The following is a 26,487-nucleotide window of genomic DNA, read 5'->3' as shown; positions in this document are numbered from 1 at the left end:
CCGCGCGGGATAGCGTGGCGAATCACATTGGTCCGGTTCGGGTCATGAGCGTCGCCCTCTGCGATAGACGCCGGCTTATCGATTTCTGCTATGCCCCGTTAGCGAGCGAAGATACGTGGCGGTGCAATATGTCGCGAAGGGCCAGAAGCAGACCGAATCGCATTTCAAGGTTTGGCCCACTCCGGGCCAGTGCCGGTAAGGCGGCACTCACGGGCACCGAACTCGTTTTTCTTGCACTTCGCGGTACTAAAAATGGCCGTTTGCTTTTGCGCGAATTCTTTGGACCACGCGCGCATGTTTGCCCTCGCGACTGCTTCCAACATAATCCCGCGCACAGGATCGTCTCGAAGCGTTCCGAGAACGATACCCTGTCCGACGCCAACGCGGGTGCAGCCTCCGATGTAGACAAATATCCTCAAGTACTTGGCATCGATCGATCCCCTAATCACACGATCAACTCGCGCGTTCATTACGATCATCTGATTGCCACAAGCGTCGCCCACCTGCGTCTCGTCATAGATCGTGGCTTCTATGACGACCGGTGCGTCGATGTCGGTCGGGACGTGCTCGAATACGATGCCGCGTTCGAAGCTTGGCCCCTGACAGGCAAATGCGCTGGTGCAAAGGGTGCAACAGGCAGCCAAAGAAACCGCCCATGTGCGCAGATCGGCAAGCCAGCTATTGATCATTGCAAGAGAATGACAACTCGCTGCGATGTCCGCAACGGGTCACGAGCGTCGCCCGCTGCAATAGATCGCGACCTGTCGATTTCCGCTATGCCCCGTTAGCGACCAAGTTCGTGTGGCACTGCAATAGGTCGCGAAGGGGCCAAGAGGCGACTTGCGGCCTTGTCTAAGAATGGTGGAAGTCTCAGTGGCCGGTTTCTGAAGGCCGAGACATGTTATTCCATCCGGGCGGCAAAGGACCGCCGGGTCGCTCCTGAACGATTTCAAGTTCGGGAAGGCGGATCAGACCGAGCTGAAGCATAGCGCTCAGCGCGTCTTCCTGTCCTAACTCCTCGGCGATCCGTCCCTGTTGCAGACGCAACACGGTCGTGCCGGCAAATTTCATCTTGCGGCCTGAGGCCGCGGGAATCGAACCCAGGCGGAAATCGCTGAACGCCGGACCAGTGTGAGTGCCGCCGCCTTCCCATCGGCCGACGACGTGGTCGCCGTCTGCGAGGAAATCGCCGACGCCCCTAAAATTCAGATCGGGAAAGACTTCGCGAAATTCAGTCATGAACGTCAGCACCGCGGCGCGCCCTTTCTTGGGTCCATGCATCGGGTAGTGCACGACAATGTCGGCTGTCGCGAGCTCGTTGACGATGCGGGGATTCCAGGGATTTCCCCAAAACTCCTTGAACCATCGCGCTACGACGATCTTGTTATCTTCTGGCATCGAGTCGCCTCCGGGTACGTTATCGATTCCACGAACGGCACAGCCGCTCGCATATTCGTTGTCCTTGCGAGCATGAGCGGGCCACCCGATTTCCGAGTTGTCATCCCGCGAGGCCGTCTTGCTGAACGTCGTCAATTATCGGTAATCGGGTGGCTCGCGAGCCCAAGTCTCCTACTGTGGCCAAACACACAGGAGCACACCGCCATGCGTAAATTTCACTCGATTACCGCGCTCTGCGGCGACGGGCTTCGGCCTGAGTTGCAAGCGCTTTTCGACCGCCTGCGAATCGACCCGCGATCCGAACTTTTCGAAAGAGGCGACGGAATGGTCCAATCCGGTCCAGACCCCGTTTCAGAGACAGGACTCACGAAAGTGGTGCCTCAGAAAAAGATTGCCTGAATCGGATCGGCAAGCAGTTCGGCAGAAGTCTGCTGAGGGTCAATCGCGTCGTTCTGACACCGCGACCGCGACTTCCGATCTTGCCCAACGAGCAGACTGGTCGGCGCCTATCGGCATGTCGCAAACGGGCCAAATACGGAAATGGACTGCCGGCATTAGCGACGATGAGCGGACCCCCTTCATCTGCGTCGATGGCGTCTACCGAGCCGACTGTTACGACCGTAATCGCTTGCCGTTATTGAAATGACACCGTAGCGAGACCCGGCAACTATCCTGGCATACCTTTGGTAAGAACCGGAGCAAACGTAGAGTCGAGCGCCGGGCCGCTCCGGACGGCCTCGGCGCTCGGGCAGAACCGGTGCCGGCGAAGCCGGCAATCACGTCAGATTTCGCGCTGCGCCTCGTCGGCTTCACTCGCCAGTTGCTGGAGGAAGGCAAAGAAGTCCAGCGACTGGCCTTTGAACAGGCCGTCCGCCGTGAGCGCGTTCACGGCCCCCATCGCGGCCCCGCGTGTCTCGGTCGGACGGATGATCGAGACGGGGGTGTTCGGGAACTTGCGGCTGAAGATCGTGGGCTCAGGCATGATCAGGTTGGCCTTCAGGTTCTCGTCGGTGGAGTTGGCGAGGTCGGGGAAGGTCAGGCCGGTGACCGGATCGGTCATCGGCACCACATTGCCGACCTTGTCGTGCCAGACCTGGAAGTGCATGGTCTCCGTCGGTCCGATGGCCAGGAGGATGCGCAGCACCTCTACATTGCTGACGCGCAGCGCCAGCGACGGATACAGGCTGCTGCCACCCTGTTCGATGGTTCCGAAATGGAATGCGGCCGTGTTGGCGATGGCCTGGAGGCGGCTCTGAGGCTTGAGGTCTGCGTCGGTGCGCGGGATGGCCGTGTGCTCGCCCGTGGCCAAGGACGGAACCGCCGGCGGGAACACATCGCCGAGATCGGGATTGAGCGTGCTGCTGCGGTAGCGCGTCCACCACGACGTATCGACGGTGAGTTGCATCAGGTTGGTCAGGCGTCTTTTCCTGGAGGAGCCGGTCGCCTGGCTGCCCTCCAGGTTCCTGAATTTTTCCAGGCTGACCTGGGGGACATTTTTCGATTGAAGATAGGCGTTGAGGAAACTGGCGTGGCTGAACTCGTCATCGGTGTTGTCGTGAATGTATTGCGACATGTCGCCGTCGAGGCTGTTGAGGGCATTCGTATAGGCCTGGATGCCGGTGCCGCTCGTGAGCTCGCTGTCCCGGATCCCTCCGAGTTCGTTGTACTGCTCCCACAGGTCGGCCTCGAGGATTTCAAGGGCAGCGAGAAAGCGCAGGATGGCGACATCGCCTTCCGTGAGTTCGTTGTCGTCGCGGAAATCGCGAGCGAGGCTTGTTGATGGCATCCCGGCCAGCAGCGCGGCCCCCATGAGTCCCGGGCCCACCAGTCCGCCGCGCAACATCGAACGACGGCTTGTCAAAGCTACGAATGACTTCATTATGTTCATGACATTCCCCTGTTAGATGAGATTAGGAGTTGTGATCTGCTTGGCGGGCGCGTAAACGCCGCCGTTCGTGCGGTCCGCTCAGGCCGTGTGCTGTTCAGGTCGAAGTCCACGGTCGATTGGGACCGTGAGCCAGTCTCACTTGAGGCAATCAAGAAGCAGGTGATTGCAAGAAGCAGGTGATTGCGTCGTCGGCGATTGTGAGGGTGAGTCATTCTCGCCGTCCGAGACAAACAAAACTAATGCTGGTCTATTCCATCATGGATTCGTTTTTCGTTGTGTCGGGCGATGACGAATCGGTGATCGCGCGACAAATGCATGACTTCGAGATGACGTGGAGGTGACGCATGGCGCTTCGATCTATGAAAGGTGCGTCGGTCCCATTCTCCATAAGGCATTACTTGCCCCGAAGGATCGTCCGATACCCCTGAAGAATGTCCGGCGTCTTCGGCGTGTGTTCAGCGGTGGCGAGGCGCGATTGCGTGCGGCATCATAACGCTACGGCGAATGAGTAGTGCCCATCTTCATCGGCTGTGGCGCCCCACCATCGATTCGAAACTGGCAAGGTGCACCAGGACCAAAAGGACGCTATGTCTCAGTTGGGTCAATCGCTACAGTTTGGTCCGGTCTCGGTAAGGTCCGGTCTACACCTCACAGCAGACAGTTGGGCAGCCGGGTGCACTGGTCGGGATGGGCCAAGATCGGAAGTCGCCATACGAAAACTTGACGACACTCGTCCCCACCCCCACGATATCTCGATACATGGTGACCCCAAAACGGGCTAAGGGGTCGCTACGGTCGTCCCGATACGGAGATGACGCCTGTTGCAACGGTAAAAATAGGCACCGGCTGGTCGTAGCCCTTGACAGCGATAGCTCCCAGAGCCTGTAGCGGTATCTTTCCTTCGACCACCGTGGCAACGACCGCATCGACCAAAATCTGTCCGTCGGTTGCGGCTGAACACAGCCGCGAGGCAAGGTTCACTGCGCTTCCTATTGCGGTGTAATCGAGTCGGCCTTCATAGCCGATGCGCCCTACGGTGGCAGGACCCATGGCCAATCCAATTCCGAGGCCGATCCGGTGTCCATGCTTGCGCCAGCCGGCGGTCAGGCCCTGAACGACCGATTGCATTTCTATTGCAAGGCTGAGGGCCTCAAACGCCGGATCGGGACAGCTCATGGGAGCATTGACTAACAGCATGAGGCCGTCGCCGGCAAAGTTGTCAATGTTGCCCCCCGACGATCGATGATCGCTCCCACGGCCTCGTGATATGCACCGAGCACCTTCATGACGGTCTCGGGTTCGGCGCGATTCGAAAACGCCGTGAAGCCGCGAAGGTCGGCGAAGACAGCCACCACTTCGCGACGCTGACCCTCTAGCAAGGCATCGTCGCCGGTTCTTTCGACAAGGTCGGCAATCTGGGGTGCCAGGAAGCGCTTCAAGCGATTGATGCGATCCGATTTCTCCTTCGAAAGGCCTAGTTCGCTTGCCATCTCATTGAAGCGGCCAGCCAGTTGCTCGAGTTCATCACCTGTTGAGATGGCGATGCGGTGATCGAACTGTCCGGCACCAACAAGCTGTGCACCTTCTTCGAGCAGCCGGATCGGGCCGGTCATTCGTCGCGCCAGCCAATACGCGAGAACGATGGCAATCAAGGTGCCGATAACGACCAACAGTAGGGAGCGCCAGAGCGCGGAGCGGATCGGGGCGAACGCTTCAGCGGCCGGCTGCTGGACAACTACCGTCCATCTAAGGCTGGGGATTTTCGCGGCCAGGGCAACGACGGGATCACCCTCGATATCTTTCGTTTCGGCGGCGGAGCCGTTGGATTTGGCGATATCGTCTCGGAGACGATTGAATGCACTGGCTGTCGCGTCCCCGCGCAGGACAAGACTTATATCGGGGTGAGCCACCAGACGGCCCGTGTCATCGATGACGAAGGCCGCGCCAGTCTCGCCGATCTTGATGGTGGTGACCACGTCCCAGATCAGCTTGAGATTGACATCCGCAATGGCGAACCCGGTCGCTTGCCGGTTTCCGCTCACAGCAATGGTCATGTGCGGCTCCGAGCCGCGCTGATATCGGACAGGGCCGTACCACACCTTGGACGCACTCCCGCGCAACTCGGCCACGGCCGGGTCACTTGGAAGATTCGCCGCTTCGCCAACGCGGTTTATCGCCAGGCGGGATACCATCGCGTGCTGGACGCCTACTCCATCGAACAGCGAAACCGAGGAGATGGCCGGCACCTGCCGCAGCAGGCGCTGAGCATCAACTTTGTGCTGTTCGTCCTGGCCTTCCGTCCAGGGAAACTGCACGAGCCATCCAAGCTGGTCGCGAATGCCATCGGTGAAGGTCTGAATCCGATCGGCGGCCGATCGGGATTCCGTCCTGAGGAGTTCGGTGAGATGAACGCGCTGCTCGCGATAGCCAAACCAGGCTTCCCCCATCGCTCCCAACGCCAAGGGCAAAACCACGGCAATGAACAGCGTGAAGAAATATTTGACAAAAAGCGTCCGGTGCGGCTTCGGCACGTGGAGTACCTTTTGAAAAAGCAGCATTCCGACCTGATACTACCACGACATCGTGCCCAAAGCAGGCTCACGCTATGTCCGAGCGGACCATCGAGCCGGCCAGTCCCGCCCCACGGCGAGCAGCCCTCACAGGCGCCAGTTCCACGGCCAATATCGGCCGGGACGGCCTTGGCCCCAGGCTCGCTGAACCTTTAAGGCGCTCAAAGAACCCACTGTAAAGCCACGTCCGTTTGGAGGCGGCGCGAAAATGCATCGACGCGCATTCCTTGCCTCGACATTAGCCGCGACCCTTGTGCCGCAGTCCTTGGCGGCGCAATCCACGGAGAGGGCCCGTCGCATCGGCTGGGTCACCGCTCAAACGGCGGCAAGCCTTGCGCCCTATGTTGAGGCATTCCGCCAGGGCCTCAGCGAGCGCGGCTACAACGAAGGACAAACCCTTACGATCGAGTATCGCTACGGCGAGGGGATCGACGGTCGTGTACCTGAACTCGCCCGCGAACTGACGCGGTTGCCGGTCGACCTCATCGTGGCACAGGGAACAGCAGCACTCGAACTTCCTCCGCTCGATCTGCCTGTCGTATTCGTGATTAGCGCGGACCCCGTTTCCTCAGGCTTTGCAGATAGTCTCGCGAAGCCCCGCGGCAACAAATCCGGCCTAACCTTGATGGCGGTAGAGCTGAACGGAAAGCGGCTCGACCTGCTCAAGGAAATAGTCCCGGACCTGCGTCGTGTCGCAATTGTTGGCAACCCCGAGCATCCCGGCGCGCATCTCGAGCGCGGGTTTTCCGAAGAGACCGGACGGCAGCTCGGACTCCGGATCGACTACTTCCCCACCGAAACTCAGGACAAGCTCGCGGACTCCCTGGCGAGGATGGCCGACGATCCGCCGCAGGCGATTTCCATTCTTGCCGACGGCTTTGCGATTCAGAATCGGAAGACGATCATTGATTTCGCGATGAGCAAGCATATGCCGGCCATATCCGGATGGCCAATTTTCGCCCAAAGCGGGGCGCTCTTTACTTATGGTCCGAAGCTTACGGAATCGTACCGGCGACTCGCTTATTATGTCGATCGGATTTTGAAGGGCGCGAACCCTGCCGATCTTCCAATTGAACAGCCAACAACGTTCGAGTTTACCATCAACATGCGTACCGCGAAGACTTTGAATCTGACCATTCCATCGTCGCTTCTGGCGAGTGCCGATCGAGTAATTGAGTAAGTGAATTGATGGCTCGCACCGTGCAGCCCGCGGCGGCGAACCGACCCGATGGGCCTTTCCAGACTTATGCACGGCAGCATCGCATACGTTATTCGATCACCTCATCCGCGCCTGCAACCAACACGGGGGGTGGCTCTAACCCGAGCGCCTTGGTCGTTTTCAGATTTATCAGGAGTTCCAATCGTGTTGAAAGCTGCACAGCGAGATTGGCCGGCTTCTGTCCGTTCAGTATTCGCCCGGCGTAGACGCCCGCACGATAATAGGAATCCTTAATGTCGCCGCCGTAGCTCATTGTGCCGCCAGCTGCCACGAAGTCTCGATACTGATAGATGGCCGGAAGCTTGTATTCGAGGGACTTTGCACCCAACGCCGTGGCGCGGCTCGTAAACAGCGGGTCCGTACCGATAACCATTCCCGCGATTGAGCCGGCAGCGTTCTTGAACGTCGCCTCGATCTCCCTGTCGGTGCTCGCGTGAAAGATAGTCAGCTTGAGACCCAGGACTTCGGCCGCCGCTGTCACTCCGCTCTCAACTGAAGGCGTTAGGGGATTCGTCGGATTCGTCAGTAGCCCAAGCGAGGTACTGCTCGGCAAAAGCTCGTGCAGCAGTTCTAACCGTCGGCGCTGTATCGACGTTAATATGTGCCGCGCCCGTGACATTTCCGCCCGGGCTATTGAGGCTGGTCACCAGCCCGGTCCTGACAGGGTCGCCGCCGATTGCAAACACGATGGGAATGGTCGAAGTCGCCGACTTTGCCGCCAACGCAGATGGTGTTGCTGCCGCCAAGATCAGGCTAACTCTTCGCTCAGTTAGCTTGGTCGCCAGCGCAGGGAGCCGATCATAATGATCATCTGCCCATGCGTATTCGAAGCCAACATTCCTCCCTTCGAAATAGCCCGTTTCGCCCAGCCCTTTCCGGAAGGCGGCTATCATTGGACCATAGTCACCAGCCGTTGAGCTTCCTAAGACACCGATAACCGGGAAGGCCTGCTGTGCGCGGGCGTTCATCTGCGGCAACGTGGCGGCGCTCCACAATACAAGCCTGATGAACTCTCGCCGCCGCATGTGTCCACCCTTCCAAGGACAGGCCTATTGATCGCGAGACTAGCACTCTGCGGCAGGCTAGTCGGGGCAATTAAGGAACCCCGGCGTTCAGTGCATCTCCGCCTGGCCAAGCGCATGAACGGCAAAGCATGCGCTGACTCGGGAAGTCCGAATTGGGTCAGAATGCGCCGTTCGAGCATTCGATGTCGATCCAATTTCGGCTGCAGTCGTCCGAAAGCTGACTCCAGTTCCGGAGGATCACCGGGGTGAAACTGGCTGGCCTCACTAATTGAGGAGGTCGCCATGACCGAAGTCTTGAGTACCATCGAGGACATCTCCAGGCGCGTCCCATGGAATAAGGGAAAGGTCGTCGGTGCAAAGCCGCCACTTCGACCAAAGCACGTCTGGTCCATCCGGACGAAACTGCAAGTCGAAGGTCGGGTCCGGGATCTTGCTCTCTTCAATCTCGCCATCGATAGCAAGCTCCGCGGCTGCGATGTCGTAGCACTCAAGGTCGATGACGTAGCGCCCGGCGGCTATGCTGCAGACCGAGCCACCGTCCGCCAAAAGAAGACTCGTCGACCGGTCAAGTTCGAACTGACCGAGACGACACGACAAGCGATCGACGACTACATGAAGGCGGCGGGCAAGAGGCCGGGAGACTATCTGTTCGTGGGCCGGCGGGGAGCCGGTTCTAGTTTAACCACTCGGCAGTACGCGCGGTTGTTGTCCGATTGGGTTGCCAGTATTGGGCTCGATCCGCACCCGTTCGGGACCCACTCACTGCGCCGAACGAAGGCGACTCTGATCTACCGGAGGACCGGCAACTTGCGGGCCGTGCAGCTCTTGTTGGGCCATACAAAAATCGAGAGCACCGTTAGATATCTGGGCATTGAGGTTGACGACGCGCTCGCCATAGCGGAACAGATTGACGTCTGAAATAAACGGGCAGAGCGGACATGCTCTGCCCGTTCCATTTTGGCGCCTTCGGGCCACTTCCGGACTCATGCGCAAAAAAGACCTGGCCTTGGTGACTATCGAACGGTCCTAGTTAGCAATAGCAGCCATCGTGATTAAGCGGTTCAAAGCGTCCGGAGAATCTGCTTTCCACCCTAAGCTCCTCTGCCTTCCTGTTTGCCGAGCGGCGCAACTTGAACGTACCACGTTTCATCGACCCAATTGCTCCCAGTCTCCTTCGAGCCTCTGCTCAAACACTTGCGCCGGCACCCCTTGGTGAACCTTGGCAAACTCCGTAAGAGGAAGCGAGGTGGTCACACCCACGACATTGGAATTAACGGCCTCCAAAGCCAGCATCTGGCCTGTCTCCAAGTCATGAATGAAGCTGGCATTCGCCACGCTTCCGGCTACGCAACCATTAGTGAGACAAATGACATAGGGTATTTGCATGGGCGATCTCTGGTCGACAGTCAATTTGATGCCGGGTTGCAGGAATGATCCGGGGGGCACGAAAATCTGCAGACGTCCAACAGGATCGCCCTCTCGTTCGATCAGATCGACTCTGAGCGCGATCTGACCCGTGTCCCATCTACCGTTGATGGTCGTGCGACAAACCATTTTCGACCCGGCCTCTTGGGTGGCCTTGAAACACACCTTGCGCCACGGCGCGTACGTTAGCGGGCGATCTGGCTGTCGTCCCCGAGTAGCGATCTCAGCCTCAGAAAAATTCTCGGTCGCCGGGACGTCACCAAACGGCACCAGTTGTTGCGCGTCGACCCCCATCACTGTGGTCGTCATGAACACCACAAATGATCCAGTAGCCAGGAATCGATACCGGGTTGATCGTTCCGATGAGTGCAGAACCCGAATGTCCATAAAGCAATTCCTTTTCATGGATGCTTGGCCAGGAATTCGCTGACAATGGGCGCCCAGAGTTGAACGGCATCGGCCGAGTCTATCAAAAAATGGCCGTCCCCTCCGAAATCGGATAACAGACGATATTCGACATTGCCGCCTGCGGCTCGAAACGCTTCCGCCATCCGCTTTGACAGATCAGGTCCAAAATAACTGTCGTTACGGGCGTAGATCCACAACATTGGAACGCGCGCCGTGCGGCCGAATTCGGCAACGGCATCGACCAGCTTATCAGGGGCACAGTTGTTGTTTGGTTTGCCATTGAAGTGGCCGCCGCGGCCGGCTGCGAACCCAATGATCGCCCGCACAGATTTCGGATTTTGACTGCCAAGCGCAATCGCCCCCCAACCACCCCCCGATTGGCCGACAATGATGACCTCATTGCGCTTGATAAATGACTGAGTTGACATGTAGTCGATGACCCACTTGTCAATCGACGCGACGGCCAGCCCCGCTTCACGAAACTCAGCATCCGAACATTTTCCCACGCCCGAGAAAAAAACCCCGAACAGACCGCGCTCGGGGATTTCGATCGCCGTAGCGCCATATCCAGGGCGTACCGGTGCGACCACCACGTGGCCCTGTCGCGCAAACCAAAGTGCGGCGTCACGGAATTCGATCATGGGAAAGTAGCTTCGCCCCGTCGCGTCAAGCGAAACTCCATGGTTCATCACGACAAGTGGAAATGGACCGCCCCCAATGGGTCGGATCAAATAGGCGAGCATCGGGACAGGCGAGGAGGGAATCGCCCACATCTCCTCGTGAACCTGCGGCGCGATCGAGGGAGCAGCCTGCTGCGCGAGCGCCGCGAGCGGCAAAACCGCAATGCCAGCAATTAGTGCAATGAGGTACCGCCGCCGCATTGGTACGTGCCCCTGCTGTCTATCACTACAGCGTAGAACCTTTAAGGGAGACATCCAAGCATCGAATGTCCGCGTTGGGTCACAAGCCGACGATGGCGGTCCGCTTGAGCTTGGTCGTCTTGCCTCCGGAAAGCAGACAGCGCGGCCTTCTGAGCAAAGGTCGCCTACGGGCCGATTTTGTTGCAAAGGTCGGTTGAGACAGGCGGGCAAGCGTGATTCCGTTGTGTTGACGCGAATCGCGACGAGGTCGATCCATGATGGGCCGTCTGAAGAGTGACCAAGGTCAACTGTTCTACGAGCTTCATCTCAGCGACGCGGTCCCCGAAGATCATCTGCTGCGGAAGATCGACACTGCTCTCGATCTGTCTTGGCTTCGCAGCGAACTTGCTCCTCATTATTCGTCCACGGGTCGCCCGTCGATCGATCCGGAGCTGATGATCCGGATGCTGATCGTGGGGTATGTCTTCGCGATCCGCTCGGAGCGGCTGATCCGTCGTGAAGTGCAGGTGAACCTCGCCTATCGCTGGTTCTGCAAACTCGGTATCGAGGATGCTGTGCCGGATCATTCGGCGTTCTCGCGTGCCCGCAATGAGCGTTTTCGCGCGGGGGATGTTTTTCGTCGCGTGTTTGAACGTGTCGTCGAGGCGTGCATTGCAGCCGGTCTGGTTGGTGGCGAAGGCTTTGCCGTTGATGCGAGCCTGATTGCGGCCGACGCCAACAAGCAGCGCTCGATTGCGGGTCAGGATTGGCGCAGGGTTCGTGTTCCGGCGAGGTCAAGCCGCGCGGTGAAGGAGTATCTAGCGACCTCGACGATACGGCGTGGGGCGCTGCCAGCGATGTTATTCCGAAGTTCGTTTCGCTCTCCGACCCCGCGGCCCAGTGGACCGGCGCTCACAAGGGGCCGGCATTCTTCGCTTACTCCGACAATTATCTCATCGACGTGAAGTTCGGCGTCATCCTCGATGTCGAAGCCTCCCGTGCCATTCGCCAGGCCGAGGTCGGCGCAGCAAGGGCCATGATCGAGCGAACAGAGGAGCGCTTCGGGCTCAAACCGGAAAGGCTTGTCGGGGATACCGCTTACGGGGCAGCTCCGATGCTGAACTGGTTGGTCGAGGAGAAAGGCATCGCGCCGCATATTCCTGCTTTCGACAAATCGAAGCGAGATGATGGCACCTTCTCGCGCAGCGACTTTCGATATGATCCGACCGCCGACGTCTACCACTGTCCGGGCACAAAGCAGCTCGGAACAAGTGGCACCGTGCACGAGGGAAAGACGCTTCTATATCGTGCAAGCAAGCTCGACTGCGATGTATGCCCCCTCAAGCCGCAGTGCTGCCCAAAGGAGCCGTCACGCAAGATCCCGCGCGATATCCATGAGCATGCCCGAGACGTCGCCCGATCGTTCGCTGGCACCGAGGGCTTTGAGCGGTCCCGCCGCGAGCGCAAGAAGGTCGAGATGCGGTTCGCGCACTTGAAGCGCATTCTGAGGCTTGGTCGGCTTCGCCTTCGTGGCCCACAAGGCGCCCAGGATGAGTTTGTTCTGGCTGCCATCGCTCAGAATCTGAGGCGTCTCGCTTCGCTGGTTGCGCGACCACCACCTGCTCAGACCCCGTGTATTGCGTAGCGTAGGAGTTGCGTTGAGAGCGTCAGGGTCGGCGGGCCAAAGCCGCTCGGCCCTTAGCGAATGGCCGACCGACATCCATCGGTTACAACCGACTTTTGCAAACAAAATCTGCCACAAGCGGAAGTACTCCATTTGAGTAGTAGGACTTCGTTTCTGAAACGATCCGACGACGGCTGGCGGCGTTGGGACAGGGTGGCTGTCGGATAACTCCCCGCTTGCTCTAATACAACTTTGCGCATTAAATACCGCGATAATACGCTGCTGCCGTGAAACCTTCTAATTCAACGATGCAGCGTTCGAGCAATCAATTCTGCTCTGATCTCGCGTGAAGCAAATCTCTATACGCGATAAGGATATTGATCGTCGGCTTCGGGTCCACGACCCGTAATACTCGTGGCCAGCAAATCGCGTCGGCTCTGCCCCCGAAACGAACTCCGAGAAAGGCCTGCTGAACTCGTCGCGATGGGCCCCAATTGGACATGCGCACTCGTTATCGATGAACGGTCGATCATCCAGTTCGCTCAACGGGCTTGCAAGATTCGCGCGCGCTATCTCGAAATATTTGAGCGACTGAGGGCAGAGTCCTCCTTGATCAGCCTGGGTCATTGTCTTCGCACTTTGTGAACGCGTCCAGTCTGAGGTAAACTAAGCCTTGGCATCGTCGAACGAGGCCCATAGTCGCTGATGGCCCGCAGTCGGACGGATCACTATGCCGGAGAAACAGCCGAGCGCGGATATGGAGGCTGCTCTCAAGCACTGGCTCGAAACCGTTAACCTCGGCCAGTACAGCGAGCTCTTTGTGCAGCATCGTATCGGTTTGGACGTCCTGCCCGATCTGACCGAACAGGATCTGGTCGAACTTGGGCTTCCGCTCGGAGATCGCAAGCGCTTGCAACGCGCGGTCGCTTCCCTGACCCGTTCGGCACAAGGTGCGGCCGGCGGTAGGAGCGTCGCAGAAAGCGTAGCGGCGAGCGCCGAGCGGCGCCAGCTGACCGTGATGTTCTGCGACATGGTCGGATCGACCTCGCTGTCCGAACAGTTCGATCCCGAAGACGTCCGCGACATGATCGCGAGCTTCAGGGAAAAGTGCGTCAGCGTGGTCAAGCGGTACGAAGGCTTCGCTGCCCGTTACCTCGGGGACGGCATTCTAGTCTATTTCGGCTATCCGAACGCGCATGAGGATGACGCCGAGCGGTCGGTGCGCGCGGCGCTCGAAATTGTACGGAGCCTGTCGTCTGCGAGAGCGAGTGACGCTCGCGGAGTCACCAGTCATGGGCCCAGTGTGCGCATCGGAATTGCGACCGGCCTTGTTGTCGTCGGAGATCTGGTTGGACAGGACACCGAGGAGCGCGATTCCGCAGTCGGCGAGACGCCAAATCTGGCTGCCCGTCTGCAGACCCTGGCGCCTCCAGACGGCGTCGTCATAGCGTCTTCGACGCAATCCCTGCTGAAAGGAAAGTTCGACTACCAGGACCTCGGATTTTACGCGCTAAAGGGGATATCCGCGAAGGCTCGGGCCTGGCTTGTGGTTCGGACCTCCCGCGCGGAAACGCGATTTGCCGCAGCCATGGGCTCCAGATTGACGCCGCTGGTCAACCGCACCGATGAGGTGGCGTTGCTGCTCACGCGCTGGCAGCAAGCGAAAGCCCGTGAGGGCCAGGTTGTGCTGCTGACGGGCGAGCCGGGAATTGGAAAGTCCCGGATCGTCCAGGAACTGCGGGAGCGGATCGCAAGCGATCAGCACGGACGGGTTTCGTTCCAGTGCTCTCCGTATTACAGCAGCACCGCGTTCCATCCCTTCATCGCGCAGCTCAAATTCGCACTCGGCCTTGACGGCGAAAGCGCGTCTGCGCGGTGGTTAACCAGCCTTGAAGCTGGTGTTGCCGCCTCGAATGGCGAGGCGGAAACAGTGGTGCCGATCCTTGCGGCGTTGCTTTCAATTCCCACCGGGAACCGCTACACGGTCCTGGATCTCTCGCCGCAACAGCAGAAGGATGCGACCATTGCCACGCTCGTCAACCATCTGCTCGCGCAAGCGCGCGAGCAACCGCTTCTGATCGATTTTGAGGACGCACATTGGATCGATCCCACCTCGCGGGACGTACTCGATCTCCTGGTGGAGAACGCTCGCAACACGTCGATCCTCATCGTAATCACCGGTCGTCCAGAGTTTCAGCCCGACTGGAAGGAGCGCGCGCATGCCGTGACTGCGAACCTGAAGCGTCTCGGTCGACAAGTCCGCACGACATTGGTCGAACGCGTGGCGGGAGACAGGCAGCTTCCCCGGGAGGTGGTTGAGGACATCATCGTCAAGACCGATGGCGTGCCACTCTTCCTTGAAGAGCTGACTAAGGCCGTTCTTGAGTCCGACGTCCTGACCGAGCAGCATGGACACTACGTCTTGTCCGGTCCATGGCATCAGCTCGCGATTCCGGCGACACTGAACGATTCCCTCATGGCCCGCCTTGATCGGATGGGGTCGTTCAAGAGAATCGCGCAGATCGGCGCCACCATCGGCCGCGAGTTCTCCTACGAGATCCTCCGCGAGGTTGCCGATGCGGCGGCGGGCCAGATCGAAGCCGCCCTGAACCATCTGGAGGCAGCCGGATTGATTGTCCGCTTCGGTTTCCTGCCGGAGGCGCTGTACTCATTCAGGCATGTGATGATCCAGAATGCGGCGCATGAAAGTCTGTTGCACAGGGAAAGACGAACGCTGCATGCGAAGATCGCGCGTGTGCTGGCCGAAAAATATCCGGAAAAGACCGAACGCGAGCCGGAACTTCTCGCCTACCACCTGACCGAATCAGGCCAGAGCGAGCCGGCCGCGAGTTTCTGGCTCAAGGCAGGCAAGCAGGCCGCCATGAAGGGCGCCACTCTGGAGGCGATCGGCCATCTGCGTCGTGGGCTCGCCGTTCTGCAAGGCTCACCCGGCATGCAGGGCCGAAACGAGTCCGAGCTGGAGCTTCGCATCGCCCTGGGGACCGCCCTGATCGCGGCCAAGGGATATGCCGTGCAGGAGGTCGAGGAAAATTATGTTCGAGCGCTCGAGCTCGGCCGGCATCTCGACGACAGGGCGAAGGTCTTTGCGGCGACGCGCGGACTTTGGGTGTGCCACTTCATCCGCGGCGATCTCGCGCGGGCGCATGAACTGAGCGCGGAGCTTCTGAAGTTCGCAAGGCGCGAGGCATTGGACCAAAAAACATCCGTGGCGCAACAGACCGGATATCTCATCGAGGCGCATCGGGCGATTGCGATGACCATGCTGTACCGGGGACGATTTGTGGCCGCCGAACATCATCTTCGGCGCTTTAGGAGCCTGTACAGTCCGGAGCCGCACGGCGCGCTGACGGCCACGCACGGCATCCATCCTGGCGTCGTCTCGCTGTCGTACCTCGGATATCTCTTGTGGTTTCTCGGCCGTCCTGACGCGGCGCGCCAGTATAGCCAGCAGGCCATTTCGGAGGCTGAAAACCTTCGCCACCCCTTCACGCTGTCGTTTGCTTTGACCTTCGGCGCTTACGTTTGCCAGCATCTTCGCGATGTCGAAGCAACCCGGGATTACGCCAACAGGGCGCTGATGCTCTCATCTGAACACGGCTTCCTGCATTGGAAGTATCAGACAACCATCCTGCGCGGATGGGCGATGACCGAGCTTGGGGATGTCGATGAGGGATTGAACCAGATGCGAACAGGCATCGACGGCTACGAGGCCATGAACGCCTGGCTCGCCAGTTGCTGGTTCAGGAGCCTGCTCGCGAAGGCTTTTGCAAGTGCCGGCTTGCCGGATGCTGCCTTGCGCGAGCTCGACAGCGCAGCGGCGATCGGCGGAAGAACGGGAGAGCATTTTTACGAAGCCGAGATCTATCGTCTGCAAGGTGAGATGACGCTCAATTACGCGAAATCATCGTCCGTCGAATCCGCCGAGCGATTATTTCTCGCCTCGATCGAGCTGGCGCGCAGGCAAAGCGCGCGGTCCTTCGAATTGCGGTCAGCTGTCAGCCTGGCGCGCCTATGGCGACATTCTGGCGAACCCGCGCGAGCGGCTGAGCTGCTGCTATCCGTCGTCCGAACGTTCACGGAAGGTCTGCTTACGTCTGATGTCAAGGAAGCGCTCGAGCTGGCGAATGAACTGGGGGCGGAAATGCCCGGAGACCATCAATGGAGCAGGCGTGTCTGAGGAAACCGAGGCGCCCCCGGCCGCCATCCGCGCGCTTACGCCTGACCGCCGTCACCACGCATCGCAAATGAATTGCAGCGTTCGCTTCGGCCCAAGTTTGGACATCCCGACTTTACTGAGTCAAGTCCGGCATGCCCTTAACAGGTGATCTGCTCGCGGCGACCAAGCCGTTCTGCTCCGGGTCAAAAGCGCCAGTCGAGGTTCGCGAGGGGACGGGTCCGATCTACCCCTAGCAGCGGACCCGGCACGGTATTCCCGGCTTCTTCGCCTTGGGGGCCACAAGCAGACATTTGAAGTGCGTCAACGTTAGCGCAGCCTCGCTGTCACAGCTTTGCTCGTGATCGCGGGTAAAAGCCATGAGCTTTATCGGTCAGGCGTGGCGGACATACCTGCGCCTGATGTTCTCGAAGGGCCCCGAGTGCAAGTGTCGGGGCCTTCTGCTTTAAGCCATGCCTCGATACCTCCACGCGAAGGGCCCGGCTTAGTCCACGCAAGAAGAACGTTATCCGCCGCTGAAGCCAGGCCGAGCGGAGCGCTTTACCTAAAAATACCTCGCCATTGCCCTGTCTAGACAAGCCAGGAACCAGAGAAGCCAGTTAGTGACGTTAAGATCGCCCCTTTGCGCGCGCTCCAAAGCGTCGTAGTACGCCTGTCTTCGGCTTTCCGGATTTCAGTGTGAACTTCCGACGCAGTTCACGCTTTTCCGAACTGACTTGCATCCGTGGGCCTAGTCCCCAAGCTTGGACGCCGATAGGCAATAAGGAGCGGCATTCGCGCTCGGGAGAACTCCGGGAAGCTATTTTTCCCCAAGAGTGAGTCTCAAGGCTTTCAGATGCTATGTTTGGTCACTGATTGAATGGCGGCGGACAGAGTTTCTGTCGCCGATTCGGGATCGAACTCTGGATCGAGAAGGTCATCCAGCGAAAACGGACAGGTCGACGGCAATTGAGGGACGACAACCCCACGCTTCTCCAAGGTACGAGTAGCTCCGTTGCATGCGACACGCCAGATTTTTTCGAGATCGATTCGTTGCCTCAGTCTGGGTGAAAACGCCAGGACAGCGTCGCCTTGGAACGTGACGATTTCATCGAACCAATGTGTTATGGCCTGACTGTCAGGCTCGATGGCTGATTTCAACAGGTGGATGAGGGTTTGTCGAAGTAAGCTGGGCATCGCCAGGATTTCGGCACGTCCCATGTCTTCAATCTCTTCGGCCAGATTTTCGGTGTCCAGACGTGCGTCTTCCGGCGGAGTTGCCCGCAGTAAGCCGGCTTGCTCCTGGGTCCAACCGAAGAAATCGGTGTCGTATTTACTGGCCTGTTTCGTGAGCATGGAAGCCTCTGAACACCCTCAAGATAACGACGGGCTTAGCATAATCCAAGGGGGCGGAAGCGTCGGCCATCAATGCTGCCGCACGTTGTTCGGGACCGCAATAGGCTTTCCGGCAATCTTGTGGAACCCAGCAATTAGCGGTCGGTCGCCTTTATTGGCCCCCTTGTAGACACCAAGTTGCTACTTCCATGCCGTAAACATTTGCCTTTCCCATCACCATCACATTAAACCCAGAAGCGCCCTTCTTCCGGGGAGGCTCCTCTTCGGCGCCCCGGGCCAAAAGACCATCGCGTGGGCGGCATTGCGGTGTGACGGGCACATCAGTTCGGGAAAACGTGAATCCAACCGCGGATGCACACTGAAATCCGAATAGCCAGAAATTCGAGGCCATCGTATCGCTTGGCACCGGCACCTCGCGCTTCAAGGACTTCTACAACGTCCGCGAACTATCGCGAAAGGTTCCGTTCGTAGGCGCGGCTGTAGCCGAAGCCTTCAGGGCCACGTTCAGCCAGCGCGGCACCGAACTGCCGACCGTCGTGCCCGAGTCCTTCCTATCTGCGTTCGCACAGATCGGAGAGACCGGCAGCCAAAAGGCCCATCAAAGCAACGGCTACGACTATCGTCAAAAGCGAGATCGGACGCCGCAATGCAAACGACACCAAGTTCATCGTAACGCCTCAGCCGGCTCTACCGCACCGGGACAACCAAGCGCGCCTCGACGGAACCAATGGAAACTAGCGGGACATTTCGGAGAAATGCGGCTCATATTCCGTCCATATGCTCAGCCCCCGAGACTCAACACCTCGAGCGGTGAGCAGAACTTGGACGGCGAGCCGTCTTGGAATGGCCGGGGGTCTGCGGGCCCCGACGCCAAACCACATAGTTCAGCGAGTCCTTCGAAGAAAGTGCGTAGGACTGATTCCACGTATTTGTGACGCTTAGGCCGTAAGGTCTTTCGAAAGCGTGATCTTTGTGTGCTGAAAGCACCACGCCGCGCTGAAACCGGGAGCAATGCGGTCGATCGCCGCTGATCGTGTGGCACAAATCGTCCTCTCTCGCGTAGAGCGATCGCTCTACAACGGACGACAGTGCAAATGACAGACACACTAACGCCCGGGATAGAGTTTTTTGACTTGTCCTATCGCTGCTGGGTCTGCGGGAATGACCCGCCGCCCAGGGGAGCGGCGGGTCTTCTTCTTGCGTTCCTAGCTTGCGCCTTTCAGCCCTCGGACTCGGCGGTTGTCCGACGGCTTACATTTCGGACGCGGCCTTTACGCGGCGCGCGCGGCGCGAAGGGTGCTTAATGTGCCATTCCAAAGCTCGATCCGCGCCTGGATGCTGTTGCACGCGGCGCGCTGAGCGCGTTCGTTCCTTTGCGGCGAGTCCGCGACCAGATTGTCCAGTAGTTCCCTCCCCATTGGACCATGACTGTCACCATCGAGCTCGATATGCCGCTCGATGTAGTAGATGAAATGACGCAAGCGATCCTTGTTGTCCTTCGTGCCAGGCAGCGTTTTCTGAAGCCTGCTGAACATCTCCGGAATGATATCCTCGCGGCCGTAAAAAAATGCCGATACGACCTCTTCCGTCGACCCCGATTGGGCCAGCGTCATCGTATGCGCGACAAAGGCTCGGACATGAGGCGGAACGCCGGCGCGCACCATACCCGCTTCGACCGAAGTACCGACTCGCGCCAACGAGCGAAATGTTTCGAATTGGCGGGTGCTGGCACCGACGTCCGCCATGGCGCGAAGGTAGAGATCGAGGTGGCTGACATAAGAGCCGTTCGGATCGACATCTGTCTCCTCGCCAATCACGATGTCATTGATCAAGCGCGCAGCCCGTGCATTGTCCGCAGGAAACCACGGCACTTTTGTGCATGTCAGGTCTTGCTGGAGCCGTTTCAGCAGCGACATGAAATCCCAGACGGCGAAGACATGATCTTCCATGAATCGCCTCAGATCCTCGACAGAAGCGACCTCCGCGTAAATTGGGTGGTCCAGCAGCCCCGCGCGAAGAGTAGCTAGGTGGTCACGAACCTGTTTCGACATGTTTGACCTCTATTCGGCATGTTTGACCTTGGCTCTGGGTTGAAGGGTGAGCCAGGTTTAGACGCGCTATTTCTTTTTGTGTCGTGCGAGAAACAAGAGTTTCACGAGTCAGTCGTGCGTGACACGGATTTCACTATCAGTGGTGCGTGATACGGATTTACTATGAGATGTTAGTGAGCGTCGTCCATGCGGCGGGAGATAAGACATCATGAAAACTGCTCAGCCGCATCGCTGCTTCTCAGTTTTGTTCGGGTTCGATTTTCTTGGACCGCAGCTTCTTGTTGGATGAGTCGAAATCAAGCTACATCTGTAACAGCAGCATCACTTGAACACGCAGTGCGAGACCGCGCACAACTTCTCCCTCACTTTGAATTTAATCAGGCGCGTGAGTCGCGCGGAGTTGAGCAGCGCGCTCGTCGACGTGATTGGCGAGTCTCCAAAGCGATTGCCACCTGCAAGGAGCGTCGTGGTTGGGAGCGATCTCTCTGACGGAGGATGGTTATGTTGCGTAAGACGGTTATCGCGTTACTGACAGTTGCGTCCGTCAGCCTGGTTTCGCCAGGCATCGCGTTGGCGCGTGGCGGAGGAGGAGGAGGTGGTGGTGGTGGTGGCCATGGAGGCGGCTTTGGTGGTGGCGGTTTCCACGGAGGCGGCAGCTTCGGAGGCGGCGGCTTCCATAATGGCGGCTACGGCGGCAGTGGATTCCGTGGCGGCGGCTTCGGAGGAAGTGCCTTCCATGGAGGCATAGCCGGCGGTTTCCGTGATGGCGGCTTCCGCGGCGGTGAATTTCATGGTCATGAATTCCGCGATCGCGATCGCGACTTCGGGCACCGCTTCGTATTTGGCGGAGGGTTCTACGGACCGTACGATTACTATGACAACTACAACTACGACTATCCCTATGCTTCCAGCGGTTCATACAACGACAACGGCAGTTGCTATGTGGTTCCGCGACGCGTGCACACTGCTCATGGTTGGCGCCAGCACCCCGTTCAGGTGTGCGGTTGAATGAGTGTCCACGCCAATGTGGTGTGAGCAGGGCCGGCATGGGCACCTTGCCGACGCCAGTCGGCCGTGATCTTTGATCCGAAGCCAAAGTGATCAAGGTCGAAGGAAAGCGAAATGAATTCAAGGTGTCGTCGAATGTCAAAAAGCTGACAGCAACCAAGAGCGGCCGAGTGTGACGACCGCTCTTGGATAGCCGATATTGAGCCGTTTGCCCTGATGCATCCAGCAACTCTCGCACGCCGGCCGATCCGTATTGAGGTTCCTGCATCGCTAGGCCGATAAGATCGTATTCGTGCGGATTGACCTCGTTAGCTCCTGAGGAGGACACTTGGCTTGGCAGCTTTCGTGAATCGATCTCGACGGGGTCGGCGCGGCCGCGGATGGGCAAGCGAACCCGAAACCCCTTTGTATTGATGAGGCCCGCCTCCAGAGCGGAGACCACTGCCAGGATGGTCGCCACCGCTACGGCGGCAACAAACCCGAGCATGAGTTGTTCAAAGCTCTCCGGATGCAAATGGATGAACTGGATCTCACCTCGGACTATACGATCAACGGCCTTTCGGGACTCACTGCAAATTGCGTCGGCCGACTAGCTCCGTGCGCTGAGCGTTGATCGTGTCGTCTGTGCGTGCGCCCGGTGTCGCCTTCTTTGCAAAATAAGCGCATGGAAAATTGAGACGCCGGCGAGTTCATCGACGCGCCCACGCACGCTGGCGCTCGGTGCCGCATCACGACGGTTGCCTTGGGACCCCGTCTCACTAGAGTAATAGTGCTGTTCGATGGCGTCAGGCAACCCTGATTGCAGCCCCCAGATCTCCATTCGATCCATTACGATTGATTAAACACCGGAATCAGCACTGCAGCTGGCTGTGACGACGTCGTGTCTCACCAATTCGTGTGTCGCGGGTTGTAACAACCTCAACCCGGCTGCGAACTCTAGGAGCCACAAACCTGGAGAGTCCCATGACATCGCGCATCCTTGTGCTCGGCGCTTTTATCCTTGGCTTCGTGCCTGCTGTAGCGGCGGCGGCGGAACGGCCCGTTGTCGTTGAGCTGTTTACCTCGCAAGGGTGCTCTTCCTGCCCGCCAGCGAATGCGTTTCTCAACGAAATGACCAAGAACCGTTCGGATGTTTTGCCGCTGGCCTTCCACGTCACCTATTGGGATCGGCTCGGTTGGAAAGATCCGTTCTCGATGGAGGCCGCCACTTTGCGCCAGAATCGATACGGTCATCGATTCGGCGACGGTTCCTATACGCCCGAAATGGTGGTGGATGGAGCGGTTGGCCTCGTAGGGTCGCGCCGCGATGACGTTAACGCGGCGATAGAACAGGCCAAACGCGAGCAGACGACAGCCACCGATGTCGTCATCAGCAAAGACGCCGGAAACATCATGATTAAGGTGGGCTCCGGCAGCGGAAGCGGCAAGATCTTGCTCATTGGCTTTGATCACGAACACACCACGAGGATCGGACGCGGCGAAAACGGAGGCAGGACGCTTGCCGAAGCAAACGTTGTCCGGTCCATCCGACGCGTGGCCGATTGGTCGGGCAGCCCCCTCCATTTCCGCGAACGCTTTCCGGAAGGTGAGGATGTCGCCGTCGTCATCGAAACTGCGGACGGTCGCATTGTGGGCGCAGCCCGATTGACAGGAGCCTCGACCTGAGCAGATGCGCGAGGAAAAAAACCTTTTATGCCGGTAACAACGGCAAGAAGGAAACGTATGGGAAGCGAGCGGCGTCCGCCGCTTTCCACTCACGCCGTTAAAGGATGACGCTCCATGACCACTCGTTCTCGTCTCGCATTCAGTCTTTCAGCTGCCGCCCTGTCCCTCAACCTTGCCTTTGCGCCGGCCGCTTTCGCCCAGGACAAGATGGGCAAGGACGACGACATGAAGAAGGAATCGATGCCCCACGACAGCATGAAGAAGGACTCGATGTCGAAGGACAGCATGTCCAAGGACAACATGTCAAAAGACAGCATGTCGAAAGACGCAATGAAGAAAGACGATGGGATGAAAAAGCATTAACCCCCTGTCCTTCGTTTTCAGAAGGTCGTGGCCGCTCCTGCTGGCCGCGACTTTCTCTCGCCTGTCGCGTTTGTTAAAGCCGATGAATGTACTATTCTCCGCAGTCATTTGTGGCGGACGCGTTTACCGTCTTTGGCCGCTCCACAACATTGTGCGGGACAAAATGGAAAGATGCGGCTTGCGCGTCGAGGCGAAGTGGTACGCACCTTGGGAACATAATCTGTTCTCTCCTTCGCTTGACGGGCACGCAACTAAAGCTCATTCTAAATCAATCGATCTAGAATGTTCGCCAAAAGCCAGCCGCGCTGCCCGGCTGTTGTGGAGGAACTCGATTGACGTCGGTTGACCCGCCGCTGCTCCGTTCGCTGACGGGCACTGCCGTCAGGTTACCGATGAAGCGTGCGCTCGGGACCAGCGCCAAAAGCATTGATGAAGCCTGCTTGGTGCTTGTCGATTTGCTGACCGTGGATGGCGTTGTAGGCCACGCTTACCGGCATCTCGCGCGCATTGCGCAAGCCGTATCTACACCGATCCAGATCGGCGAAAACTTCACGGGACTTCCGCCGTGGCCGCCGCGCTCGAGGCCGATGCTTCCGATTTCGTGATGCTCGATCTCGATCGGATTGGCGGAGTCACGGGCTGGCAACGTGCTGCGGGGCTCGCAGCCGCCTATGGCCGGGAAGTCTCTTCGCACCTTTTCCCGGAAGTGAGCGCGCACCTCATGGCGGCGACGCCAGGGCGGCATTGGCTTGAATATGTCGACTGGGCCAATCCCATTCTACAAGTGCCGCTCGTGGTGAAGGATGGCATGGCGGTCATCCCCGATCGTCCCGGCAACGGGCTCGCATGGGATAACGAAGCCGTGGCCAAATATCGGCTCGCGTAGCTATGGACCGTGAGACCGCGACAGATCCGGATAGGTGGCTAAAGGGCCTGGCTGAGCGCCAGTGGCGCGACTACCAGCGCATTGAGCCCGGGACCTTTTTTGGCGAACCAGGAGCATCCGTCACGCTCGCAGAGGCTTATGACATCCAAGCCGAGGTGGCGACCCTGCGTTGCGCAGAAGGAGATGCTGTCGCGGGCTATAAAATCGGGTGCATTGGACCCGGCGTGGTCAAGGAATTTGGCATGAGCGGACCGATCCATGCCCGCGTGTTCAGGAGTGAACTCCGTCATTTCGGAGTCACGCTTTCGCACCGCGCTTTTGCCAATCTTGCGATCGAAGGCGAGATGGCGATTCGCGTCGGTGCAAATGGCGCTATTGTCGCAGCCTTTCCCGTCATTGAACTTCATCACTTGGTGTTTCGCGGGTCCCGCAGAACGCTCGCCGAGCTCGTCGCGAACAACGGAATTAGCGCCGGTGCGGTTATCCCGCATCACCACGCCGGAACGCCTCTCTCGCGCTGGGCGGATGCGCGTACGCTGTCGGTCGCAGTCAATGGCGACGTGATGGATTCCGGCGCTTTGTGGGCGATGGAAGGCGGCCCCGACGAAGCCCTCGAGTGGCTGCAGAAAAACCTCGGCCGGTGGCAGGAAGCCGTCGGGCCAGGCGACCTCATACTCGCAGGCACCCCTCTTGGCCTTTACCCCGTCAAGCCGGGCGACCATGTCACCGTTGCAGTCGACGGCACGACACATGTCGAATGCTTCATCAGCTGAGGGGGGTCATCACAACCTTCTGGAAGTATTTCCGCTGGCGCATTAGGCCGTACCAGCGGCGCAAATGTGGAAGCTCGGGGTGAGGCGTGTCCAGTTCGTACCAACGATGGACGGCCACCGCAGCGGGAATATCTCCCATGGTGAAGCTATCACCCGCCAGGTAGGCGCGACCGGAAAGCAGCCTTTCCAGAATCTCAACGGCGGCTAGTGAAAGCCCCTCCGCTCGTGCGATGACCACCGGGTCACGCTTCTCCGTCGGCGTCCGGATGAGCTGGATAAAAAGGGGGCGCAAGGCAGGCCAAAAGATTGTCCCCTGCCAATCCATCCATCGTTCTGCATCGAAGCGCGTTTTAAGATCGTCCGGACAGAGATGCCCCTCCGTGTCTTTATGTGCGAGATACCGGACGATGACGTTGGATTCCCAAAGGTGGAAACCGTCGTCCTCGATCGTGGGCACGAGCCCGTTGGGGTTGAGAGATCGATAGCTCGAGCCGCCAACCACACCAAATTCGTTGCCCGCATCGATTCGTTCGAACGCAATGCCCAGCTCTTCGCAGCACCAGAGCACCTTCTGAACATTGATCGAGTTGGCGCGTCCCCAAATCTTCAGCATACGGTTTCCCAGGAAAGGCTAGCTGGGCAGCTTGTCCGCCAGCACCGACGGTTGCCGGATTTCGGGTGCCTTGGCCAAAAGTTCGGAGGCGTTCGCCATGAGCGCGGCTGCGACCGCTCCGTTGAGATGCGCCGCGCGACCTGCTTCTTCGTTGAAGGCATCAAAAATGGCGAAGGTCACGTTATCAAAGCGTACCGCGAACCAGGCGACGGTACCGGTCTCCGCCATGATGAGATCCCGCGCGCCAGCAAGGAAACGCGCGACATCCTCCTCGCGGCCGGGCTTGGCGGTTAGTTCGACGTAGATCGCAACGCGTGTCATGAACTTTCTTCCTTTTTGGGAGATTTTGAAGGTCTTTTCACAGTGCGGAATGGTGGCGTACGGCCTCGGCCAAGGCCGGCTTCAGATCGAGGAATCGTTTGTCAAGGGCTGCAGGATCCTCACGGTTCAAAGCGATCATTTTGCTCCGCGTCTCGCCGCCACGAATAACCTCGAAGGCGTCGTTCTGGATTCCATCCAGAACCGCCTCCGCGACCGCGCTTGCCGATTCTCGGACAAATCCCAATTCCGGGCCCGCGCGGTTGGAGTTCATCATCGGTGTATCCGTCGCCCCAGGATACACTGTCAGGACGTGGACACCTTCACCTTTCATTTCGCGGCGCAGCGATTCACCAAACTTGGCAAGGCCGGCCTTCACCCCGGCATAGGACGCATAGAACGGGGCCGCAACTAGCGCGATGCCTGACGTGACATTGACGACAAGGGCGTCGCCGCTTGCACGGAGGGCCGGCAGAGCGGATCGCGTCAGAAAGATGGGTGCAACGAGGTCGACCTCGATCATGGCACGGATTTCGGCTTCGCTCGTATCCTCCAGGCGCCCTGCCCTCACCCCGCCTGCGTTATTGATGAGGACATCCAGCCCGCCGAGTTTCTCAAGCGCAAACGCCAAAGTCGCTTTGCGTCCTTCTTCTGTGCCGACATCGGCGGCGACCGCTTCGATAAAGCCGGATGGCCGAAGTTTTTCTTTCGCTTGTTGGAGAACATCCGCTCGCCGTCCCGTGATGACGAGCCTCGCCCCCTTAGCCAGCATGGCTTCGGCGATCGCGTAACCGATGCCGCTTGAACCGCCAGTGATAAGCACGCGCTTGCCTTGTAAGTTCATTGTTGCGTCCTCCGACGAG

23 protein-coding genes and 2 pseudogenes are annotated in these 26,487 nt (G+C 58.9%); 9 read left to right on the top strand and 16 right to left on the bottom strand.

Annotated elements, in window-relative coordinates:
• Positions 1-164: 164 nt before the first annotated feature.
• From H8B02_RS08060 to H8B02_RS08045, 5 genes are all read right to left on the bottom strand, one after another.
• Entirely contained in the window at positions 165-689 is a 525-nt protein-coding gene (locus H8B02_RS08060) for a hypothetical protein (RefSeq protein ID WP_229165716.1), read from the bottom strand.
• Between the two features lie 181 nt (positions 690-870).
• Positions 871-1,398 carry an ester cyclase gene (locus tag H8B02_RS08055; RefSeq protein WP_312000717.1) on the bottom strand — a complete coding sequence of 176 codons (528 nt, stop codon included), beginning with the start codon at positions 1,396-1,398 and terminating at the stop codon, positions 871-873.
• A gap of 781 nt (positions 1,399-2,179) precedes the next feature.
• On the bottom strand, positions 2,180-3,286 hold the full coding sequence (locus H8B02_RS08050; RefSeq protein ID WP_229165715.1) for a ferritin-like domain-containing protein: 1,107 nt from the start codon (positions 3,284-3,286) through the stop codon (positions 2,180-2,182).
• A 789-nt stretch (positions 3,287-4,075) separates the two neighbouring features.
• Positions 4,076-4,483, bottom strand: a complete 408-nt coding sequence (locus H8B02_RS48450) for an adenylate/guanylate cyclase domain-containing protein (RefSeq protein ID WP_312000714.1) — start codon at positions 4,481-4,483, stop codon at positions 4,076-4,078.
• Positions 4,474-5,844 carry a cache domain-containing protein gene (locus H8B02_RS08045; protein ID WP_312000713.1) on the bottom strand — a complete coding sequence of 457 codons (1,371 nt, stop codon included), beginning with the start codon at positions 5,842-5,844 and terminating at the stop codon, positions 4,474-4,476. Before H8B02_RS08045 ends, H8B02_RS48450 begins: the two co-directional genes overlap by 10 nt.
• A gap of 220 nt (positions 5,845-6,064) precedes the next feature.
• On the opposite strand from H8B02_RS08045, the gene H8B02_RS08040 reads away from it, so the two are divergent.
• Positions 6,065-7,036 carry an ABC transporter substrate-binding protein gene (locus tag H8B02_RS08040; RefSeq protein ID WP_229165714.1) on the top strand — a complete coding sequence of 324 codons (972 nt, stop codon included), beginning with the start codon at positions 6,065-6,067 and terminating at the stop codon, positions 7,034-7,036.
• 88 nt (positions 7,037-7,124) lie between these two features.
• Here the strand turns inward: H8B02_RS08040 and H8B02_RS47965 are convergent, their stop codons facing one another.
• The gene (locus H8B02_RS47965) at positions 7,125-7,628 is read right to left on the bottom strand and encodes an ABC transporter substrate binding protein (protein WP_283842158.1); all 504 of its coding nucleotides are present in this window, start codon (positions 7,626-7,628) and stop codon (positions 7,125-7,127) included.
• Entirely contained in the window at positions 7,564-8,100 is a 537-nt protein-coding gene (locus H8B02_RS47960; RefSeq protein WP_283842157.1) for an ABC transporter substrate binding protein, read from the bottom strand. The genes H8B02_RS47965 and H8B02_RS47960 overlap by 65 nt, the downstream gene beginning before the upstream one ends.
• 282 nt (positions 8,101-8,382) lie before the next feature.
• Here H8B02_RS47960 and H8B02_RS08030 point away from each other — a divergent pair, with 282 nt between their 5' ends.
• Positions 8,383-9,018, top strand: coding sequence for a tyrosine-type recombinase/integrase (locus H8B02_RS08030; protein ID WP_229165713.1), 636 nt, complete (start codon positions 8,383-8,385; stop codon positions 9,016-9,018).
• 228 nt (positions 9,019-9,246) lie between these two features.
• Here the strand turns inward: H8B02_RS08030 and H8B02_RS08025 are convergent, their stop codons facing one another.
• Positions 9,247-9,834: an invasion associated locus B family protein gene (locus H8B02_RS08025; protein ID WP_229165718.1), complete on the bottom strand. Its 588-nt coding sequence runs from the start codon at positions 9,832-9,834 to the stop codon at positions 9,247-9,249.
• A gap of 92 nt (positions 9,835-9,926) precedes the next feature.
• Positions 9,927-10,814, bottom strand: a complete 888-nt coding sequence (locus H8B02_RS08020; RefSeq protein ID WP_229165712.1) for a dienelactone hydrolase family protein — start codon at positions 10,812-10,814, stop codon at positions 9,927-9,929.
• Between the two features lie 254 nt (positions 10,815-11,068).
• On the opposite strand from H8B02_RS08020, the pseudogene H8B02_RS08015 reads away from it, so the two are divergent.
• Positions 11,069-12,438, top strand: a pseudogene (locus tag H8B02_RS08015) (transposase).
• 709 nt (positions 12,439-13,147) lie between these two features.
• On the top strand, positions 13,148-16,615 hold the full coding sequence (locus tag H8B02_RS08010; protein WP_229165711.1) for an ATP-binding protein: 3,468 nt from the start codon (positions 13,148-13,150) through the stop codon (positions 16,613-16,615).
• A gap of 828 nt (positions 16,616-17,443) precedes the next feature.
• Here the strand turns inward: H8B02_RS08010 and H8B02_RS08005 are convergent.
• The 4 genes and pseudogenes from H8B02_RS08005 to H8B02_RS07990 form a co-directional block, all read right to left on the bottom strand.
• Positions 17,444-17,947: a DUF29 domain-containing protein gene (locus H8B02_RS08005; RefSeq protein WP_229165710.1), complete on the bottom strand. Its 504-nt coding sequence runs from the start codon at positions 17,945-17,947 to the stop codon at positions 17,444-17,446.
• Positions 17,948-19,218: 1,271 nt separating this feature from the next.
• Positions 19,219-19,998 (bottom strand): DUF3050 domain-containing protein, encoded by a 780-nt coding sequence (locus tag H8B02_RS08000; RefSeq protein WP_229165709.1) that lies wholly within the window; start codon positions 19,996-19,998, stop codon positions 19,219-19,221.
• 525 nt (positions 19,999-20,523) lie between these two features.
• On the bottom strand, positions 20,524-20,829 hold the full coding sequence (locus tag H8B02_RS07995; protein ID WP_229165719.1) for a hypothetical protein: 306 nt from the start codon (positions 20,827-20,829) through the stop codon (positions 20,524-20,526).
• Positions 20,830-21,223: 394 nt separating this feature from the next.
• A pseudogene (locus H8B02_RS07990) lies at positions 21,224-21,433 on the bottom strand (hypothetical protein); the annotation flags it as partial.
• Positions 21,434-21,969: 536 nt separating this feature from the next.
• On the opposite strand from H8B02_RS07990, the gene H8B02_RS07985 reads away from it, so the two are divergent.
• From H8B02_RS07985 to H8B02_RS07965, 5 genes are all read left to right on the top strand, one after another.
• On the top strand, positions 21,970-22,671 hold the full coding sequence (locus H8B02_RS07985) for a DUF1223 domain-containing protein (protein ID WP_229165708.1): 702 nt from the start codon (positions 21,970-21,972) through the stop codon (positions 22,669-22,671).
• Between the two features lie 114 nt (positions 22,672-22,785).
• A complete protein-coding gene (locus H8B02_RS07980) occupies positions 22,786-23,034 on the top strand; it encodes a pentapeptide MXKDX repeat protein (RefSeq protein ID WP_229165707.1) in 249 nt (82 codons plus the stop codon).
• A 332-nt stretch (positions 23,035-23,366) separates the two neighbouring features.
• Positions 23,367-23,639 (top strand): hypothetical protein, encoded by a 273-nt coding sequence (locus tag H8B02_RS07975; RefSeq protein ID WP_229165706.1) that lies wholly within the window; start codon positions 23,367-23,369, stop codon positions 23,637-23,639.
• Positions 23,600-23,920, top strand: a complete 321-nt coding sequence (locus H8B02_RS07970) for an enolase C-terminal domain-like protein (protein ID WP_229165705.1) — start codon at positions 23,600-23,602, stop codon at positions 23,918-23,920. The genes H8B02_RS07975 and H8B02_RS07970 overlap by 40 nt, the downstream gene beginning before the upstream one ends.
• Before the next feature lie 2 nt (positions 23,921-23,922).
• The gene (locus H8B02_RS07965) at positions 23,923-24,693 is read left to right on the top strand and encodes a 2-keto-4-pentenoate hydratase (RefSeq protein ID WP_229165704.1); all 771 of its coding nucleotides are present in this window, start codon (positions 23,923-23,925) and stop codon (positions 24,691-24,693) included.
• Here H8B02_RS07965 and H8B02_RS07960 read toward each other — a convergent pair.
• The 3 genes from H8B02_RS07960 to H8B02_RS07950 are packed head-to-tail and all read right to left on the bottom strand — an operon-like array spanning position 24,686 to position 26,468.
• The gene (locus H8B02_RS07960) at positions 24,686-25,306 is read right to left on the bottom strand and encodes a glutathione S-transferase family protein (RefSeq protein WP_229165703.1); all 621 of its coding nucleotides are present in this window, start codon (positions 25,304-25,306) and stop codon (positions 24,686-24,688) included. The two genes, H8B02_RS07965 and H8B02_RS07960, sit on opposite strands and share 8 nt — an antisense overlap.
• An 18-nt stretch (positions 25,307-25,324) precedes the next feature.
• Positions 25,325-25,627, bottom strand: a complete 303-nt coding sequence (locus tag H8B02_RS07955; protein ID WP_229165702.1) for a putative quinol monooxygenase — start codon at positions 25,625-25,627, stop codon at positions 25,325-25,327.
• A 37-nt stretch (positions 25,628-25,664) separates the two neighbouring features.
• Positions 25,665-26,468 carry an SDR family NAD(P)-dependent oxidoreductase gene (locus tag H8B02_RS07950; RefSeq protein ID WP_229165701.1) on the bottom strand — a complete coding sequence of 268 codons (804 nt, stop codon included), beginning with the start codon at positions 26,466-26,468 and terminating at the stop codon, positions 25,665-25,667.
• Positions 26,469-26,487 lie beyond the last annotated feature (19 nt).

This window comes from Bradyrhizobium altum, assembly GCF_020889705.1.
GTDB classification, from domain to species: Bacteria; Pseudomonadota; Alphaproteobacteria; order Rhizobiales; family Xanthobacteraceae; genus Bradyrhizobium; species Bradyrhizobium altum.
Note: the sequence above shows the minus strand (reverse complement) of the source record. Positions and strands in the feature narration are given on the sequence as shown.

Excerpts from the sequence above, each read along its gene's own strand:
- H8B02_RS08055 (WP_312000717.1), bottom strand. The coding sequence starts at position 1,398 with ATGCCAGAAGATAACAAGATCGTCGTAGCGCGATGGTTCAAGGAGTTT.
- H8B02_RS48450 (WP_312000714.1), bottom strand. The coding sequence starts at position 4,483 with ATGCTGTTAGTCAATGCTCCCATGAGCTGTCCCGATCCGGCGTTTGAG.
- H8B02_RS08025 (WP_229165718.1), bottom strand. The coding sequence starts at position 9,834 with ATGACGACCACAGTGATGGGGGTCGACGCGCAACAACTGGTGCCGTTT.
- H8B02_RS08030 (WP_229165713.1), top strand. The coding sequence starts at position 8,383 with ATGACCGAAGTCTTGAGTACCATCGAGGACATCTCCAGGCGCGTCCCA.
- H8B02_RS07965 (WP_229165704.1), top strand. The coding sequence starts at position 23,923 with ATGGACCGTGAGACCGCGACAGATCCGGATAGGTGGCTAAAGGGCCTG.
- H8B02_RS47960 (WP_283842157.1), bottom strand. The coding sequence starts at position 8,100 with ATGCGGCGGCGAGAGTTCATCAGGCTTGTATTGTGGAGCGCCGCCACG.
- H8B02_RS08000 (WP_229165709.1), bottom strand. The coding sequence starts at position 19,998 with ATGTCGAAACAGGTTCGTGACCACCTAGCTACTCTTCGCGCGGGGCTG.
- H8B02_RS08020 (WP_229165712.1), bottom strand. The coding sequence starts at position 10,814 with ATGCGGCGGCGGTACCTCATTGCACTAATTGCTGGCATTGCGGTTTTG.
- H8B02_RS08050 (WP_229165715.1), bottom strand. The coding sequence starts at position 3,286 with ATGAACATAATGAAGTCATTCGTAGCTTTGACAAGCCGTCGTTCGATG.
- H8B02_RS07985 (WP_229165708.1), top strand. The coding sequence starts at position 21,970 with ATGACATCGCGCATCCTTGTGCTCGGCGCTTTTATCCTTGGCTTCGTG.
- H8B02_RS08005 (WP_229165710.1), bottom strand. The coding sequence starts at position 17,947 with ATGCTCACGAAACAGGCCAGTAAATACGACACCGATTTCTTCGGTTGG.
- H8B02_RS08045 (WP_312000713.1), bottom strand. The coding sequence starts at position 5,844 with ATGCTGCTTTTTCAAAAGGTACTCCACGTGCCGAAGCCGCACCGGACG.
- H8B02_RS07950 (WP_229165701.1), bottom strand. The coding sequence starts at position 26,468 with ATGAACTTACAAGGCAAGCGCGTGCTTATCACTGGCGGTTCAAGCGGC.
- H8B02_RS08040 (WP_229165714.1), top strand. The coding sequence starts at position 6,065 with ATGCATCGACGCGCATTCCTTGCCTCGACATTAGCCGCGACCCTTGTG.
- H8B02_RS08010 (WP_229165711.1), top strand. The coding sequence starts at position 13,148 with ATGCCGGAGAAACAGCCGAGCGCGGATATGGAGGCTGCTCTCAAGCAC.
- H8B02_RS08060 (WP_229165716.1), bottom strand. The coding sequence starts at position 689 with ATGATCAATAGCTGGCTTGCCGATCTGCGCACATGGGCGGTTTCTTTG.
- H8B02_RS07980 (WP_229165707.1), top strand. The coding sequence starts at position 22,786 with ATGACCACTCGTTCTCGTCTCGCATTCAGTCTTTCAGCTGCCGCCCTG.
- H8B02_RS07955 (WP_229165702.1), bottom strand. The coding sequence starts at position 25,627 with ATGACACGCGTTGCGATCTACGTCGAACTAACCGCCAAGCCCGGCCGC.
- H8B02_RS07960 (WP_229165703.1), bottom strand. The coding sequence starts at position 25,306 with ATGCTGAAGATTTGGGGACGCGCCAACTCGATCAATGTTCAGAAGGTG.